At 65.9% G+C, this 16,220-nt stretch carries 17 protein-coding genes and 1 pseudogene; 14 read left to right on the forward strand and 4 right to left on the reverse strand.

The features are described from left to right. Positions 1–3 precede the first annotated feature (3 nt). From AC56KW_RS01855 to AC56KW_RS01865, 3 genes are read left to right on the forward strand one after another with little or no spacing between them, the layout of a single operon-like run. Entirely contained in the window at positions 4–729 is a 726-nt protein-coding gene (locus AC56KW_RS01855) for a CAAX prenyl protease-related protein (RefSeq protein WP_497169023.1), read from the forward strand. A 36-nt stretch (positions 730–765) separates the two neighbouring features. After that, the gene (locus AC56KW_RS01860; RefSeq protein WP_497169024.1) at positions 766–1,572 is read left to right on the forward strand and encodes an NAD-dependent epimerase/dehydratase family protein; all 807 of its coding nucleotides are present in this window, start codon (positions 766–768) and stop codon (positions 1,570–1,572) included. A 33-nt stretch (positions 1,573–1,605) separates the two neighbouring features. Then, positions 1,606–2,688 carry an EpsD family peptidyl-prolyl cis-trans isomerase gene (locus AC56KW_RS01865; protein WP_497169025.1) on the forward strand — a complete coding sequence of 361 codons (1,083 nt, stop codon included), beginning with the start codon at positions 1,606–1,608 and terminating at the stop codon, positions 2,686–2,688. A 783-nt stretch (positions 2,689–3,471) separates the two neighbouring features. Here AC56KW_RS01865 and AC56KW_RS01870 read toward each other — a convergent pair. Continuing rightward, positions 3,472–3,900 (reverse strand): VOC family protein, encoded by a 429-nt coding sequence (locus tag AC56KW_RS01870; protein WP_497169026.1) that lies wholly within the window; start codon positions 3,898–3,900, stop codon positions 3,472–3,474. Positions 3,901–4,017: 117 nt separating this feature from the next. Here AC56KW_RS01870 and AC56KW_RS01875 point away from each other — a divergent pair, with 117 nt between their 5' ends. The 9 genes and pseudogenes from AC56KW_RS01875 (at position 4,018) to AC56KW_RS01915 (ending at position 13,615) form a co-directional block, all read left to right on the forward strand. After that, a complete protein-coding gene (locus AC56KW_RS01875) occupies positions 4,018–4,578 on the forward strand; it encodes an MgtC/SapB family protein (protein ID WP_497169027.1) in 561 nt (186 codons plus the stop codon). A gap of 99 nt (positions 4,579–4,677) precedes the next feature. Continuing rightward, entirely contained in the window at positions 4,678–5,067 is a 390-nt protein-coding gene (locus tag AC56KW_RS01880) for a hypothetical protein (RefSeq protein WP_497169028.1), read from the forward strand. A gap of 263 nt (positions 5,068–5,330) precedes the next feature. Then, on the forward strand, positions 5,331–5,954 hold the full coding sequence (locus tag AC56KW_RS01885; protein WP_497169029.1) for a hypothetical protein: 624 nt from the start codon (positions 5,331–5,333) through the stop codon (positions 5,952–5,954). 11 nt (positions 5,955–5,965) lie between these two features. Next, positions 5,966–7,960 (forward strand): heparinase II/III domain-containing protein, encoded by a 1,995-nt coding sequence (locus tag AC56KW_RS01890; protein ID WP_497169030.1) that lies wholly within the window; start codon positions 5,966–5,968, stop codon positions 7,958–7,960. Positions 7,961–8,115: 155 nt separating this feature from the next. After that, positions 8,116–8,745 (forward strand): annotated as a pseudogene (locus AC56KW_RS01895) (WecB/TagA/CpsF family glycosyltransferase). A gap of 101 nt (positions 8,746–8,846) precedes the next feature. After that, on the forward strand, positions 8,847–9,845 hold the full coding sequence (gene galE, locus AC56KW_RS01900) for a UDP-glucose 4-epimerase GalE (RefSeq protein ID WP_497169031.1): 999 nt from the start codon (positions 8,847–8,849) through the stop codon (positions 9,843–9,845). Positions 9,846–9,861: 16 nt separating this feature from the next. Further along, complete coding sequence (locus AC56KW_RS01905; protein WP_497169032.1) at positions 9,862–11,034, forward strand: nucleotidyltransferase family protein; 1,173 nt, start codon at positions 9,862–9,864, stop codon at positions 11,032–11,034. Next, entirely contained in the window at positions 11,031–12,449 is a 1,419-nt protein-coding gene (locus AC56KW_RS01910; protein WP_497169033.1) for a mannose-1-phosphate guanylyltransferase/mannose-6-phosphate isomerase, read from the forward strand. The genes AC56KW_RS01905 and AC56KW_RS01910 overlap by 4 nt, the downstream gene beginning before the upstream one ends. A 746-nt stretch (positions 12,450–13,195) precedes the next feature. Then, complete coding sequence (locus AC56KW_RS01915; RefSeq protein ID WP_497169034.1) at positions 13,196–13,615, forward strand: hypothetical protein; 420 nt, start codon at positions 13,196–13,198, stop codon at positions 13,613–13,615. A 79-nt stretch (positions 13,616–13,694) separates the two neighbouring features. Here the strand turns inward: AC56KW_RS01915 and AC56KW_RS01920 are convergent, their stop codons facing one another. From AC56KW_RS01920 to AC56KW_RS01930, 3 genes are all read right to left on the reverse strand, one after another. Then, the gene (locus AC56KW_RS01920) at positions 13,695–14,462 is read right to left on the reverse strand and encodes a hypothetical protein (RefSeq protein ID WP_497169035.1); all 768 of its coding nucleotides are present in this window, start codon (positions 14,460–14,462) and stop codon (positions 13,695–13,697) included. A 273-nt stretch (positions 14,463–14,735) separates the two neighbouring features. Further along, positions 14,736–14,849, reverse strand: a complete 114-nt coding sequence (locus tag AC56KW_RS01925; RefSeq protein ID WP_497169036.1) for a PEP-CTERM sorting domain-containing protein — start codon at positions 14,847–14,849, stop codon at positions 14,736–14,738. Further along, complete coding sequence (locus AC56KW_RS01930; RefSeq protein ID WP_497169076.1) at positions 14,807–15,286, reverse strand: NF038120 family PEP-CTERM protein; 480 nt, start codon at positions 15,284–15,286, stop codon at positions 14,807–14,809. The genes AC56KW_RS01925 and AC56KW_RS01930 overlap by 43 nt, the downstream gene beginning before the upstream one ends. Between AC56KW_RS01930 and AC56KW_RS01935 the strand changes: the two genes are divergently transcribed. Both AC56KW_RS01935 and gspG read left to right on the forward strand, forming a co-directional pair. Further along, a complete protein-coding gene (locus tag AC56KW_RS01935) occupies positions 15,249–15,434 on the forward strand; it encodes a hypothetical protein (protein ID WP_497169078.1) in 186 nt (61 codons plus the stop codon). The genes AC56KW_RS01930 and AC56KW_RS01935 overlap by 38 nt on opposite strands. Positions 15,435–15,759: 325 nt before the next feature. Further along, positions 15,760–16,209, forward strand: coding sequence for a type II secretion system major pseudopilin GspG (gene gspG / locus AC56KW_RS01940; RefSeq protein ID WP_497169037.1), 450 nt, complete (start codon positions 15,760–15,762; stop codon positions 16,207–16,209). The last annotated feature ends 11 nt before the right edge of the window (positions 16,210–16,220 follow it).

Consider the following 16,220-nt stretch of genomic DNA (forward strand, 5'->3'; position numbering starts at 1 on the left):
TAGATGAGCGAACACAAGGATTCAAGCACCGTTTCTCCACCGGCCGCGCTGGCGACCGATGAACCCTTCCTCAGCCGCGCCGCCTGGGCGCGGATCCTGCCTTTCGGCACCTATATCCTCTTTATCGTCCTTGGCGACATGCTCGAGCGGCTCGGTATCGGCCGCGCCGAGCTGCGCTGGCTGTATCCGGTCCAGGTCGGCGCGGTGCTGGCGCTGCTCGTCGCGTTCTGGCGCGGCTACGAGGAGCTGCACCGGTTCGCCCTGTCGCTGCGGCAGGCGCTGGTCGCCATCGTTGCCGGCATCGTGGTGCTGGTCTTGTGGGTCAATCTCGACGCGCCCTGGATGACGATCGGCAGCGCCCCCGGCTACGACCCGCGCACGCATGGCCAGATCGACTGGCTCCTGGTCACGATCCGCATCGCCGGCGCCGCCCTGATCGTGCCCGTAATGGAAGAATTGTTTTGGCGCTCTTTCCTGATGCGTTGGGTCGAGCGATTCGACTTCATCGTGGTTGATCCCGCTCGCATCGGCTTCAAGGCTTTCGTGATTCCATGCGTGCTGTTCGGATTCGAACACAATCTTTGGCTGGCCGGCATCGTCGCGGGTGTCGTCTACGGCGTGCTGTACATGCGGCACCGCAAGCTGTGGTCACCGATACTGGCCCACGCTATCACCAATGGATTGCTGGGAGTCTGGGTGGTGCATACCGGAGGCTGGCAGTTCTGGTAATTCCTTCGGCGCAGTACCAGCGGGAATATAACGCACATGCCTCGCGCACCTGCACTACACCGGCATCGCACCCCGGCTACCGTGGTGACGCTGCTGTGTTCTTGCCCGCCACTGGCTGCGCCGCAAGACGCACCGCCGCAAGAAGGCGTGCGGCCGCTTGGCGGCATTGACAGGATCGGCGAAGAGTATCCGATGAACGGCATGCTCGAGCCGACCAGCGGGCCCTGTGCCATGGCCAGGATCGCCGGCATCAAGCTGTGCGAACGCTATGACCGCCGGTACGGCACCGATTGCCGCAGCGTGACGCCCACCAGTCTGTACGGTCCCGGCGACAACGACCACCCCGGGAACAGCCATGTGATCCCGGCCCTGCTGCGGCGCTTCCATGAGGCGCCGACCGAGGCTGCACCCGAGGTCGTGATCCGGGGCAGCGGCATGCCGATGCGCGCATTTCTCTATGTCGACCACATGGCCGCCGCCAGCGTGCATGTGATGGGCCTGGCGCCCAGGGACGATGCGGCCAGTACCGACCGCATGCATTCGCACATCAATGTGGGCACTGGCCAGGACGGCGCCATCGCCGGCCTGGCGCGCCTGGTGGGCCGGGCCGTGGACCACCGAGGCAAGACTGTCGCCGATGCGAGCAGACCCGGCGCTGCGCCACGCAAGCTGCTGGCCGTCTCGAAGCTCGCGGCACTGGGCTGGCGCGCCAGCACGCCGCTGGCCAAAGGCCTGCAGCGCGCCTGTGCCGCCTATCTCGATGCACGATGTGCGATGCCCAACAGAGAGGGCGCCGCAAGCAGTCCAGAATGGCAGGTTTCGACCCGGGCAGCGCATGCCTGACACCAGGCGCTGTCCCCCACGTTGGAGAACCACATGAAGAGCACGCACCAGAATGCCAAAGCTTCCATGCTTTCCTTGTCCCCCCGCCGGGCAGCGTGCGCGGCCATGGTCCTGGCCGGCCTCGCCCTGGCCGGCTGCAGCAAGGACAAGCCGGCGGCCGACGCCAAGCCCGGCCAGGCATTGGCAAGCGTGAATGGCAAAGAGATCACGATCTTGCAGCTCAACGAAGAAATGCAGCGTGTCGGCGTGCCGGCCCGGCCACAACTCAGCCGCAAGCAATTGCTGCAAGCCTTGATTGACCGCGAACTGCTCGAAAACGAAGCGGTCAAGGCAAAGATCGACCGCGATCCCAGGGTGATGCAGGCGATCGAGCGTGCGCGCTCGCTCATCATTGCCCAGGCGTATATGCAAAAGGCGGTGGGCAACCCCGGCCGCCCGACCCAGACCGAGATCGAGGACTACTTCAACAAGCACCCGCAATTCTTTGCCAACCGCCGCCAGTTCGCGATGAGCCAGCTCGTGTTGCCGGCCTCGGCCGTAACGCCCGAACTGCGCGCCGCCGCCGACAAGGCCAGGTCGCTCGACGACGTGGCGGCCTTCCTCGACGCGAGGCAAGTGGCCTACGGCCGCGCCCAGGTCACGCGCAGCAGCGCCGACCTCGAGCCCGGGGTGGCGTCGAAGCTGCTGTCGATGCCCAAGGGCCAGCTGTTGCTGGTGCAGGAAGGGCGGCGCGCATTGCTGATCGCGGTCGACGGGGTGCGCGAGGCGCCCGTATCGCTCGACATCGCCGCGCCGCAGATCGCCCAGTACCTGGCCAAGCGCAAGAGCAAGGAACTGGCCCAGGCCGAGATCCAGCGCCTGCGCGCGACCGCCAGGATCGACTACCTGGACCAGGACCTGGCGCCCGACGCCGCCATGCCGGGCGCGCTGCCGGCCGCGGCGCCGGCGTCACTGACGGGCATGGCTGGTGCGGGCCGTGCGGTTGGCGCGACCACAGGCACGGCTGCAGCGCCGATCGCGGGCGATGGCGGCATCGGCCCGGTGGCCGCCAGCGCTGGCGACGACGGCGCCTTCGCGAAGGCCGCGCCCGAGCGCGGCGTGGCAGGCTTCAAGTAGGATTTTCTGACTAGCTTCCCAACCCGGGGACAGACCATGACGCGCTGGACGACATGGGTGATGGGCACCGTTCTCATGCTGGGAATGGGGGACAGGCATGGGCGCTGCCGGCGCGGCCGAGGTGCCGCCGGGCGCGGGCGACGTGGCCAAGCTGTCGGTGCCTGGCCGAGCCCGACCTGTCGATCGGGATCCGCGTGAGCGAGAGCGGCCACCGAGACCGCGCCGATCGCGGCCGATGGCCGGGCGTGATGCATCGCCACGGTGATTGTCATCGCGACGGCCGCAGCCTTGTCGAACGCCTGGCCTGCGCCGCCGCCAACCGCGTCCTGCGCTTGTCAAGACGCATGCGCTGCCTGCCCGATGGCCCGACGCCTTGCGGCCGCTCGTGCCGGTGGGCCTTGTCGCGCGACTGCCTGCGCGAGCTGTTCACCTGGGCGACATGCATCCGCGCCCGCTGCGTTTTTGCCGCGGCGTGCAGTCTCCGGACGAGCTATTCTTCCAGACCTGCTGATGCACGCGTGCTTCGCCGGCCGTTTGCTGCCGGACAATGTTCGCTACATCCATGGCCGGAGGGCGGCGCCTGCCATCCGAAGGTGCTCGATGCAGGCGACTTCGAACGCATCCGGACGTCCAGCGCCCATTTCTGCCGCAAGCTCGACAGTCACGCCAGCGTGGCCGTGCTGCCGCGTCTGCTCGCGTGGAGGGAGGCCGAGCCGCGAAGGCCGGGCCGCGGAGGCCGAGCCGCGTAGGCCGGGCCGCGTAGGCTGCGTCGGTGACGACACGCTAGAACGTGATCTTGATCTCGCGCGCGCTGAAGGTCGCCTCGCCGTGGTACACGGCTTCGATATTGTTACCGTCGGGATCGATCACGAAGGCGCCGTAATAGCCCGGATGGTAGGGCCGCTCGCCCGGCGCGCCGTTATCCTTGCCGCCGGCGGCCAGCGCCGCGTGATGGAAGGCGTCGACCATGGCGCGGTCGCGCGCCTGGAAGGCCAGGTGATGGCGGCCGGTCAATTGACCGCGGGCCGCTTCGCTGTCCGGCGTCGAGATGAACAATTCGTCGGCCCAGAAATAATCGTCGCCCGAGCCGCCCAGCGCAATACCCAGCACCTCGAACACGGCCGTGTAGAACTTGCGCGCGGCGGGCAGGTCGCGCACCACCAGCTGGATGTGGTCGATCAGGCGTCCGCGATAGATCTCCATCGTTTCCATCAGATGCTCCTCGTCAGGTTGGCTGAGCAGCCGATTATACGAAGGCCTGCGCGGCGATGGCGCGTCAATACGCCACGGAGCTGGCGAGCGTGGCGACACGCATCTTGCATGGATGGCATGATTCCAGGAAGTGGATTCGATCTGAAGGAGGAAAGGCAAGTGTGGTGGGCAGAAAGCTGGCTGACGATACAGCGCGAATTTTCCGACCTGAGCAATGCAGACGACGTGACCACGGTCGTCGTGCGCCTGCTCGTGGCCACGATACTCGGGGGCCTGCTGGGCTACGAGCGCGAAACGGTCGGGGCCTCGGCCGGCCTGCGCACCCATATGCTGGTCTCGGTCGGCTCGGCGCTGTTCGTGCTGATCCCACTGCAGGGCGGGATGAAGATCGAGGACCTGTCGCGCGTGCTGCAGGGCGTCACGGCCGGCATCGGCTTCCTGGGCGCCGGCGCCATCCTCAAGCAGAAGGAAAGCAACGATATCAAGGGCCTGACGACGGCTGCCAGCGTCTGGATGACGGCTGCCATCGGCGTGGCTGCCGGCATGGGGCTCGAAGCCACCGCCATCCTGAGCGCGATGTTCGGTCTCGTGATTCTCTCCATCCTGCGTGCACCCGCAAAGAAGGCGGGCGAATACGGCAGGGACACCAACAAGGTCGACCGCAACACCGGTCGCTAGCGCCGCGCCGCGGCGGCATCGGCGCACTTCTGCGCCGGCTGGAACGTTCTGGCCTCGCGCCGGTCTAGTATCATAGGCCCATCCATCGATACGAGGCGCATGCGCACTCCGTCCTCCATTGCCTCGTCGTGCGCCGGCTGCTGCGTAAGCCGGGCCTGGCCGCCGGTGGCGCCGCGCGTGGCCCTTTCCGTCGGTCGGCGCCATCGCCGCTGGCTCGAGGCGGCCGGCCGCCGTTATGCCGGATCCCGCTGGCGCGGCGTGATGAGCTCGTTCGAACCCTTGCGCCAGGCGTGGGCGCGGCCATCGAAGCGCGGCTTCGGCGTCCCCGTGTTCGACTGGTATGGGCCGGCCGAGCGGGTCGCCGCCCTCGGCACCCGCGAACAGGGCGTCCAAGTCGTGGTGGAACGGGTAGACCATTGCGCGGCGCCAATGGCAAATTCGCGTTCATCAGGCTGGCAGAGTGTATCGTGCGCAAGATACGACGACTAGCCATGTATGATTGTAAATATTGTACCTTTACCAAGTGGTTGACGCCGTGAATATGATTCCGCCACATTCTGTGAACAGGACGCCTGCATGAAACCGGCGTCCCCACGCGCGCTGATGGTGGTAACGGCGTTGGGGGGCAGGGGAGGCATCGCCAGCATGGTCGAGGTGCTGCGCGCTGGCGGCCTGCTCGAGCGCGAACGCATCGCCGCAACCCACGCCGATGGAGGGCGCGTGGCCAAGTCCGGCGCCGCGTTGAAGGTCTATTGCGGACCGGTCTGGCCTGTGGTGGCAGGGAGCGTCCGGCCAACGTCCACGTCCATTCGGGATCGCGCGTCGGTTTCCTGCGCAAGTCGCTGGCGCTGTGGCTGGCGCGTCGGGGTGGTGCGAATACGATCCTCCACCTGCACGGCGGCGGCGTCGCCGCTGCGCAGCTGGAAGCCGGGCCGCTGCCGCGACGCTGGATCCGGCGCGCGCCCGACGCGGGTTCGCGCGTGATCACCTTGTCGCCGGGCTGGACCGCCCTGGAGCATGAATGCGCGCCGCGGGCGCAGGCGCGGGTGGAGGTGCTGCCCAATCCGGTGCGCCGCCCGCCGCAACCGGTTGCCGGGCGGGCCGGGCCAGGGCGCATCCTGTTCCTCGGCCGCATCGATTCCCGCGACGGTCGGCGACGGGTCGAAGGCTTGCTGGTGCCGCCGCGCGACGCCCCATTCTGGCGCTGGCCATCGGGCGCCTGCTGGACGACCGCGGGCTGCGTGCGCGGCTGGCGTGCGCGGCGCGCGCAACAGTTGAACGACACTGGGTGGGCGGCGTGGTGTGCGACCGGCGGGCCGCCTTGTTATACACAAATGCTGGACGAGAGAGCGCAACGGTATCGACGACATACTTAGAAGGATTCTTGATGAACGCAACAGTACGCATGGCGTGGCTCGTCAACCGGCTGCGCTGCATGTCGGTCCCGGAAATGGCTTACCGGCTGCGGCAGGCAGCCGCGATCCACCTGGCGCGGCGCGCGACGGGACGCACGGCCCCGCCGCCGCTGCCACGCGCGCTCACGCTGGGCGTGCGCGGCGCGCCCGTGCTCGAGCAGCCTGAAGTCGATGCGCTGCTGCTCGACGCCGAGCGCATCTGCGCCGGCCATGTCGTCCTGTTCGCCGAACGCCGTTTCGACGTCGGCGTTCCGACCGCCTGGAACCGCGATCCCGAGACCGGCGTCGTCGCGCCGTCGCTGTACCGCGGCGACATCGCGATCAGCGATCGCGAACTGGTGGGTGACATCAAGCATGTGTGGGAACTGAACCGCCACCTGCACCTGGTGACCCTGGCCCAGGCCTGGGCCCTGAGCGGCGAGCCGCGCTGGTTGCAGGCCCTGGACCAGAACCTGCGCAGCTGGTTCGAGGCCTGTCCGCCGCTCACTGGCCCCAACTGGACCAGTTCGATGGAAATGGGCATCCGCCTCATCAACTGGAGCCTGATCTGGCAACTGGTCGGCGGCGAACAGAGCGCGCTGTTCGAGGGCGACGCCGGGCGCCGCCTGCGCGCCGACTGGCTCGACAGCATCCACGCCCATTGCCGCACCATCGCGCGCCACCTGTCGCGCCATTCGTCGGCCAATAACCACCTGATCGGCGAACTGGCCGGCCTGTACGCCGGCGCCGTCACCTGGCCATGCTGGAAGGAATCGAAGGACTGGGAAGCGCAGGCGCGGCGCGAACTGGAACAAGAAGCGCAAGCGCAATTCTCGCGCGACGGCGTCAACCGCGAGCAGGCCTTCGGCTACCACATGTTTTCCTGCGAATTCCTGTTCGTCGCCGGCCTGCTGGGCCAGGCCAGCGGCAAGTCGGGTAGCCAGGCGTTCTCGCGCAGCTACTGGGCCGTACTGCAGCGCGCGCTGCGCTTCCTGCGCTCGGTGCGCGACGTCGACGGCGGCCTGCCGATGGTGGGCGACGCCGACGACGGCTGCGTATTCCGCCTGCACGCCGGCACCGGCCGGCCCGGCCCCGACCGCGCCGCGCAGCTGCTGGCGCTGGGCGACACCGTATTCGGCGGCCAGCCTGACCATCATCCGGGCGTGCGCTGGCTGCTGCATGCGTTGCCGGGCGGCCGGCCGGAGTGCGACCCGCATGAGGTCGACTGCGGCTGGTCGTTCCCGGACGGCGGCTATTTATTGTTCGGCAACCAATTCGGCGAGACGAACGAGATCAAGGGCGTGCTCGACTGCGGCCCGCTGGGTTACCTCGGCATCGCCGCCCACGGCCATGCCGATGCGCTGTCGCTGACCCTGTCGGTGGCGGGCGAGCCGTGCCTAGTCGATCCCGGGACCTATTCATATTGGCAAGAAGAGAAGTGGCGCGAATATTTCCGCGGCACCTCGGCGCACAATACCGTGCGGATCGACGGCCTCGACCAGTCGACGCCGGGCGGGCGCTTCATGTGGCTGCGCAAGGCGCGCGCCAGCATCGAGCGCATGCCGGCGTCGCACCAGGAATTCGATTTCCGCGGTTCGCACGACGGCTATGCGCGCCTGCCCGATCCGGTGCTGCACCTGCGCAGCGTGCGCTTCGACGGCGCCAGCAACACCTTGAGCGTGCGCGATGAAGTGGCGGCCAAGAAGGCGCACAAGGTCGAGACATTCTGGCACTTCGCCCCCGGGCTCGACGTGCGCCTGACCAGCCACGGCCTGTCGGTGCGCGGCAAGCGCTTCGTGCTGCAGATGCAGGCCAGCGGAGAAGACCTGCACCTGGAACTGGTGCGCGGCGCCGAGAATCCTCCGCTGGGCTGGTTTTCCGCCGCCTATGAATCCAGGGAGCCTTGCGAAGTGCTGCGGATCACGACCATATCGTCCGCCGTTCCGATCGACTGCAGGTTTACAATCACCTTTGTCGATGACAAATAATTAACGCTGGGAAACGTCAGGCTTCGGGCCGGAGGCAGCCATGGTGGTGAACCGACGTGTCACGCTATTTGGTTGTAGTATAGATAATGTTTGACTGGAAGCGACCCCGTAGGTGATGGAGGGTTTCTCCGTTCCGGCAGCCGCGCCAGCACGTCGTGGTCAACGTCGACAAGCTGGTCACGGCGAGCCGCGACGACGCGCTGCGTCGCAGCAGCGACGACTATGAGCTGGTGAACGTGGACGGCATGGCGGTGGCGTGGGCTTCGCGCCTGCTGGGCAAGCCGCTCAAGGAGCGGGGCGCCGGCATCGACCCGTTCGCGGCCTTGATGCGGCGCGCTGCCGCACGGGGCTGGCGCGTGTTCCTGCTCGGTGCGCGGCCCGAGGTGGTGCGCGAGGTGGCCGCGCCCTGCGCGCGCAGGTATCCGGGCCGGTGCTGGCCGGCGGGCGTGACGGCTTATGGCCGGGGGAAACAGGAAGAAGCGTCGGTGGCGCGCCTGGTGGCCGACAGCCGCGCCGACCTGCTGTTCGTGGCGATTTCCTCGCCCAGGAAAGAACAATTTCTCGGCCGTTAACAGGCAGAGATGAAGATACCGTTCGCGATGGGGGGCGGCGGCTTCGACGTGGCGACCGGCCGCGTCAAGCGGACGCCGTCCTGGATGCGGTAAGCCGGGCTCGAGTGGTTCCACCGCTTCCTGCAAGAGCCGCGCCGGATGTTCCGGCGTTACTTCATCGAGGATATGGCGTATCTCTGGCTGCTGATCAAGGAAGCGGCCAGGGGCAGGTAGTGCATGCACCGGGCTCGTGGCGGGTGTGAATCCGTCCTACAAGAATAAGGGCCATCACAGGTCCATGGGTCATTAATATCATTCAATAGAGAGCGAAAGACATGAAGATTCTGGTTACTGGCGGTGTGGGCTATATCGGTTCGCATACCGTCGTCGAACTGCAGAATGCCGGGCACGACGTGGTCGTGGTCGACAACCTGTCGAACGCCCAGCAGTCGGTCTGCGAGCGTGTCGAGCGCATCACGGGCAAGCCGTTTGCTTTTGTCCGGGCCGACATCCGCGACCGCGCGGCCATGGAAGCCGCGTTCGCCGAGCACAAGCCCGAGGCGGTCATTCACTTCGCCGGCCTGAAGGCGGTGGGCGAATCGGTGGCGCAGCCGCTGCGCTACTACGACAACAACGTCACGGGCAGCGTGGTGCTGTTCGAGACCATGGCCAAGTTCGGTTGCAAGTCGCTGGTGTTCTCGTCCTCGGCCACCGTCTATGGCGATCCGGCCTCGGTGCCGATCCGCGAGGATTTCCCGCTGTCGGCGACGAATCCCTATGGCCGCAGCAAGCTGATGATCGAAGACATCCTGCGCGACCTGGCCAAGGCCGAGCCCGACTGGCGCATCGCGCTGCTGCGCTATTTCAATCCGGTCGGCGCCCACGAAAGCGGCCTGATCGGCGAAGAGCCGAGCGGCATTCCGAACAACCTCGTGCCCTACATCGCCCAGGTCGCCAACGGCCAGCGCGACAAGCTGTCGGTGTTCGGCGGCGACTACGACACCCCGGACGGCACCGGCCTGCGCGACTACATCCACGTGGTCGACCTGGCCATCGGCCATGTCAAGACCCTGGACCGCCTGAACAAGGGCCCGGGGATCGTCACCTACAACCTCGGCACTGGCCGGGGCAACAGTGTATTGGAAATGGTGCGCGCCTTCGAAGCGGCCAGCGGACGGACCGTCGCCTACCAGATCGTCGATCGCCGTCCGGGCGACGTGGCCAAGTGCTACGCCGATCCGGCCCTGGCGCGCGAAGAGCTGGGCTGGACCGCCGAACGTGATGTCGCTCAAATGTGCGTCGACGTATGGCGCTACCAAACCACAGCCAAATAATGCAAAGGATAGTCTAATGAAAGCCATGATTCTCGCCGCAGGCAAGGGCACACGCGTCCGTCCGCTCACCTATGACCTGCCAAAACCCATGATCCCGCTGCTGGGCAAACCCGTGATGGCCTATCTCGTCGAACACCTCAAGAAGCATGGTGTGTCCGAGATCATGGTCAACGTCAGCTGGCTGCACGACAAGATCGAAGACTATTTCGGCGAGGGCGAGCAATTCGGCGTCCAGATCGGCTACTCCTTCGAGGGGTATACGAAAGACGACGGCGAAGTCGTCCCCGAACCGATCGGTTCGGCCGGCGGCATGAAGAAAATCCAGGAATTCGGCGGCTTCTTCGACGACACCACCGTGGTGCTGTGCGGCGACGCCCTGATCGACCTCGACCTCAAGGCGGCGCTGCTGGAACACCGCCGCAAGGGCGCCATGGCCACCGTCATCACCAAGGAAGTGCCATGGGATAAGGTGTCGTCGTACGGCGTCGTGGTCTCGGACGAAGAGGGCCGCATCGTCGAGTTCCAGGAGAAACCGAGCCAAGAGGAAGCGAAATCCAATTTCATCTCCACCGGCATCTATATCTTCGAGCCCGAGGTCATCGACCTGATCCCGTCCGGCGTGCCGTTCGACATCGGTTCCGAGCTGTTCCCGCTGCTGGCCGAGCGCGGCCTGCCGTTCTATGCCCAGGGCCGTCCCTTCAACTGGCTCGACATCGGCACGATGAGCGATTACTGGGAAGTGCTGCAGTCCGTCATCACCGGCGAAGTCAACCACATGGACGTGCCGGGCATTCAGATCAAGCCGGGCGTCTGGGTGGGCCTGAACACCAGCATCGACTGGGAAGGTACGACTATCGAGGGACCTGTGTATATCGGTTCGGGGGTTAAAGTGGAGGCTGGCGCCCGCATCGTCGGCCCGACCTGGATCGGTCACGGCAGCCATATCTGCGAAGGCGCCGAGATCGTGCGCAGCGTGCTGTTCGAGTACACACGCGTGTTGCATGATGTAACATTGAATGAAATGATTGTCTTTAAGGAATATAGTGTCGACCGAAAAGGCGAAATGAAGCATGCTTCTGAGTATTCTTCAGAAGAATGGCTGAATGCACGCGATCGTCGCCGTTCCCGGCGCAAGGATGTCGCGGATCACGATACCAACGAGTTAGAGAAAGAGAAAGTCAGCGCATGAAGATCTATCCAGTCATCCTCTCCGGCGGCGCCGGCACCCGCCTGTGGCCCTTGTCGCGCAAGGTCCTGCCCAAGCAGCTGCTGCCGCTGGTTGCCGATAAAACCATGCTGCAAGAAACTGCCTTGCGCGTGGCCGGCTGGCCGGAGGTGATGGCACCGCTCGTGGTGTGTGGCAATGACCACCGCTTTATGGTGGCTGAGCAATTGCGTGAAGTTGGCGTCACGCCACTGGGCATCCTGCTCGAACCGGTCGGCCGCAACACGGCGCCGGCCGTGGCCGCCGCCGCCCACCACCTGCAGCAGATCGACCCTGAAGCCGTCATGCTGGTGCTGCCGGCCGACCACGTGATCGAGAATGGCGAAGCCTTCCGTGAAGCGGTCGACCGCGCCACCCGCCTGGTGGCCAAGGGTGCGCTGGCTACCTTCGGCATCGTGCCCAAGACCCCGGAAACCGGCTACGGCTATATTCGCCGTGGCGAGGCCGTGGACGACTGCGGCGAATGCTACAAGGTGGCGCGCTTCGTCGAGAAGCCCGATACCGCCACCGCAGAAGGCTTCCTGGCCGAGGGCAGTTATTACTGGAACAGCGGCATGTTCATGTTCGCCGCCGCGCGCTATCTGCAAGAGCTGGAGCAACACGCGCCGGCCATCGCGAGCGCCGCCAACCAGGCGATGCATGCGGCCTACCGCGACCTCGATTTTTGCCGCCTGGATGAAACCGCGTTCTCGGCCTGCCCGTCCGATTCGATCGACTACGCGGTGATGGAGCACACCCGCGACGCGGCCGTGGTGCCGGCCGATATCGGCTGGAACGATGTCGGTTCGTGGTCGGCCCTGTGGGAAACCCAGGCCAAGGACGTCAACGGCAATGCCCAGCGCGGCGACGTCTACCTCGATGGCGTCAAGAATTCGCTGGTGCGGGCCGAGAGCCGCATCGTGGCCGTCGTCGGCCTAGAAGACGTCGTCGTCGTCGAGACCCAGGATGCGGTGCTGGTCACCTGCAAATCCGCGGTGCAGCGCGTCAAGCAGGTGGTCGAACACCTGGCCTCCAAGGAACGCACCGAGCACCTGCACCACACCCGCGTCTACCGCCCATGGGGCCACTACGAGGGCATCGATGCGGGCGAGCGTTTCCAGGTCAAGCGCATCACGGTCAAACCGGGCGAAAAACTGTCGCTGCAGATGCACCACCACCGCGCCGAACACTGGGTCGTGGTCTCGGGCACCGCGCGCGTGACCTGCGGCGACACGGTCAGCCTGCTGTCCGAGAACGAATCGACGTATATCCCGATCGGCATGAATCACCGCCTCGAGAATCCGGGCAAGCTGCCGCTGCACATCATCGAGGTGCAATCGGGCAGTTACCTGGGCGAGGACGACATCGTCCGCTTCGAGGATATCTACAAACGGGCCTGATGCCGGGATAGCTTGCGTGCCTGGATCTTGTTCATGCAAGGTGCAGTCTGACGTTGCATGAACGAGATCCTGTAAGGGGCGGCGTGGCCGCCATACTCGTTGCCGCCGTGGGCACGCAGTATCACCGGCGGTGGCGCAAACCGATGCACCGCTGCGCGGCCGGCCCCGGGCCAGCTCGGACGCTGACCCGGGGCCGGCCCCTCTCTACCTCGAGAATATCTACACGCAGCAGCCAGTCGACGGTTCGCTCGACTTCCACGCGGCCGCCGACGGGCGTGGCAGCAATATCACCCTGATGCGCGTCGCCGACGACGCCGGCGACAGCTGGCTGATGGGTGGCTACAATCGGGGGCGACAATCCGCGCAGCTGGTCGTCCACCGATGGCTGGCACGTCGCCGAGCGCGACTGGCAGCGCACCGTCTTTCTCTTTAGCTATACCGCCCGGCCGTGCACCGCCAGTGCTGTCCGGCCACGTCCTGCCCAGCCCGGGGCGCGCTAGACCTATAACGGGCCCGACCATGCCTCTACCTTGGGATCTGGTCCGGACCACTTTGGAGCGGGATGGCAGTGGTAGCGTCTCGCCGGCGATAAATAGACATTTCATGAGGAGATTTTAAGACGCGCCAAGGGCGGAGGAGCAAATGACGATCTCTAACGTCCATACGACACCGTGTCGATACATTTGCTAACAGTTGATTAATATTGGCTACTTGACCACCTCTATCTTGCGGTACAAGATGGCTGCATGAAAAATCTTCTCACTATCCTCCTGTTCGGCGCGGCCGCCGCCTGCACGACCAAGGCGCCCGAGTCCGCCACACCGCACGTCACGGACGGAGCGCCGCCAGTTGTCGCGCTCCAGCCCGGCGCTACTGTTTCCGAGATCAAGCGCCTGATCGGCACGCCCGCCTGCAGCGACAATGCACAATGCCGTTCGCTCCCCGTCGGCGCGCTGGCCTGCGGCGGCCCTCAGGAATACCTGCCGTACTCGACCTCCAGGACCGACGAGAAGGGATTGCTTGCCCTGGCCGAACGTTCCAAGACCGAGCGCCAGGCCGAGATCGAGCGTACCGGTGAGATGTCGATCTGTATCCATCGTCCCGATCCGGGCGCGGTGTGCGTCGCCGGAGCCTGCCAGCTGGGCTCAGGTGTGCCGGCTGCTTGACCACGTGATCGCCGCCAACTGGCGGTTACGCATCCAGCCCGTGAACGCGTGGGCGGCCTGGCCGCTCACGCCACATCGTTCAACGTTCGCCGTTCTTGAACTTGTCGCGCTGCTCGCGTTCACCCCGCGGCAGCGGCGCGTTGGTCTCGACCTGCACCACCGTGGTCGCGCCGATCGCCCCCTTGTTGTCCAGCAGGCGCACCGCACCCAGGAAACGCTTGCCGCTGGCCAGGCCCGACCAGCTGACCGGCACCGTGGCCATGCCGCCCGCGTACACCGTGGCCGGTACGGCGGCGCGCAGGTTGCCACCTTTGTCGCTCGTGTTGACGATCACGACATCCAGGCCGTAGGTCGAGGGCTGGCCGCCCGCCGTGCCGTAGGCGATCGTGCACAGGTGATAGGCGCCGGCCGGCGGGGCCGCCAGCGCGATCGCTTCGTCCGAGCCGAACGAGGCGGACGAGGCCACGGCGGCGCCGGCCGCATCGATCAGCACCAGATCGAAGTCGTCGGCGCCCTGGCCCGAGGTATCGCGCTCGAACAGTTCGAACCGGGCCGCCATGGCGCCGGCGCCGAAGGTGACCGTCTGCATGCGCGTACCGACGGCGTTGGCCAGGCAGGCGCCAACCATCAGCGGTATGGTATCCACCGAGCCGGGCTCGGCCGGGGCGAGCGTGTACTGGGTACGGTCGATTGCCTTCAGGCCGCCGATCACCGAACTCATCTTGCCGGCGAAGCCGGTGCCGATGGACATCGGCTTGGCCCCGTTCGGACGGTCGCCGGATAGGAAGACTGGGGCGATCAATGGACGGCCGGAACGCGCCACGATCGGGCTGCACCCGGTGCGCACCGTCGCTCCAGGTCAGCTGGCCATACTGCCAGGCCTCTGCAAGCGCGCCATTGCGGGTCAGCGTGACGGTGAGTGACCCGGTTTCGCCGGGCGCCAGCCCGAGCGACGCCGGCACCGACGGCACCGCATGGATGTCGGCGACCAGGCCGCCGCCGTTGTCCACCCGGATCATGCCGGCGCCGCCGGCTTCGAGCACGGCGCTGCAGAAGGCCAGCAGCACCGCTGCGGAGAGTGGACGAAGTTCATGGCTGATCCTTGTTCGGTTCGCGATGCTCAGGAAGTCGCGCGGGCGTTGGCGCAGGCGTCGAGGCCGGCGTTGCGGCGCCGCCCGGCAAGCAAGTCCATCAGGCCGAGGCCAAGCAGGGCGGCGCTGGCCGGTTCCGGCACCTCGCCCAGTACGATGTTGTCGATCGCAAATTGCCCTCGTTCGAATCGAAGGCGGAGCAGTTGCGCGAGGCGTCGCATACCATGCCGAACATCGCGATTTCCACGAAGTTCATGCCGGCCCATGGTTCCAGCAGGCTGTAGATGCTGAACGCGAAGCCGTCCAGGCCCGGCCCGAACAGCGGCAGGTCGATCAGTTCATGGCTGTGGTCGGCACGGAAGGCCTGCACGCGCAGCAGGCCGGAAACGACGGGGTAGGCGCCCAGGTCGGGGAAGGCGCCAATGAAGCTGGCGTCGATCGACTTGAACTGGAATCCGGCGCCGCTGGTCGCCGAGATCAGCCACACGACACTGTCGTTGAACGCGCCGTAGCAGGTGCCGTCGCCGCCGATGGGGCAGGCCATGGCCACGCATGGCCATGGGTCGGCGCCGTCGATGATCGCGCCGACGGTGGTGTTTTCGTCGGCATCGTCATGGTGGGCATCGAATGCCTGCCGTACCCGTTTCGACCCAGGCCTGGCCGTGAAGTACCGGCATGCTGTAACCGGCATCGAAGCCGATGACGCCCGCCTGGGCCGGCGCCGCTAGCGCCAGGGCGGCCAGGACGATGCCGGCGCATTTGACACGACAACTGCCGGGAAAAGCTGACGCCACCTGCGATTTCCGATTCATGATCAGCCTTCGTAGTTGAGGTTTGACCGCTTGGGTACGGCCAGATACGGCACGGCGTACCGGAGTTTGAGTTGTCAAGAAAAAATTTCAAATAAGACAATAAATTGTAAAAATCCAATAAAGCAATATCTTGACCTTCCATAACTTGCGTGGATTAAATTTGGTTTCTCCTATGGGTGTGGTGGGCGGCGCGCCGGCGGATGTGGGACGGGCGTTCGAGGACGTAACCTGGGAGGTTCTGATGGTGGATCTTGCGACGAAATCAGGCATCATCAGTCGTGCGCGGCGCGGCGTGGGCTTCACGCTGCTGGAGCTGCTGGTGGTGATCGTCATCATCGGCTTGCTGGCCGCCTATGTCGGCCCCAAGTACTTCTCGCAGCTCGGCAAATCCGAAACGACCGCGGCGCGGGCCCAGATCGACGCATTCGACAAGACGCTCGACACCTACCGGCTCGACGTCGGCCGCTATCCGAACACCGAAGAGGGCCTGGCGGCCCTGATGACGGCGCCGTCGAGCGCCGGCGCCAAGTGGAACGGCCCTTACCTCAAGAAGGCGATTCCATCCGACCCCTGGGGCAATACCTACCAGTACCGCGCGCCGGGAACCCGTGGCGACTACGAGGTGCTATCCCTCGGCAAGGATGGACAGCCGGGCGGCGCCGGCGATAACGCCGATATCGCGTCGAACTGAATCTTCACTGT

The sequence above is a fragment of the Telluria sp. RT2P19 genome (assembly GCF_059685725.1).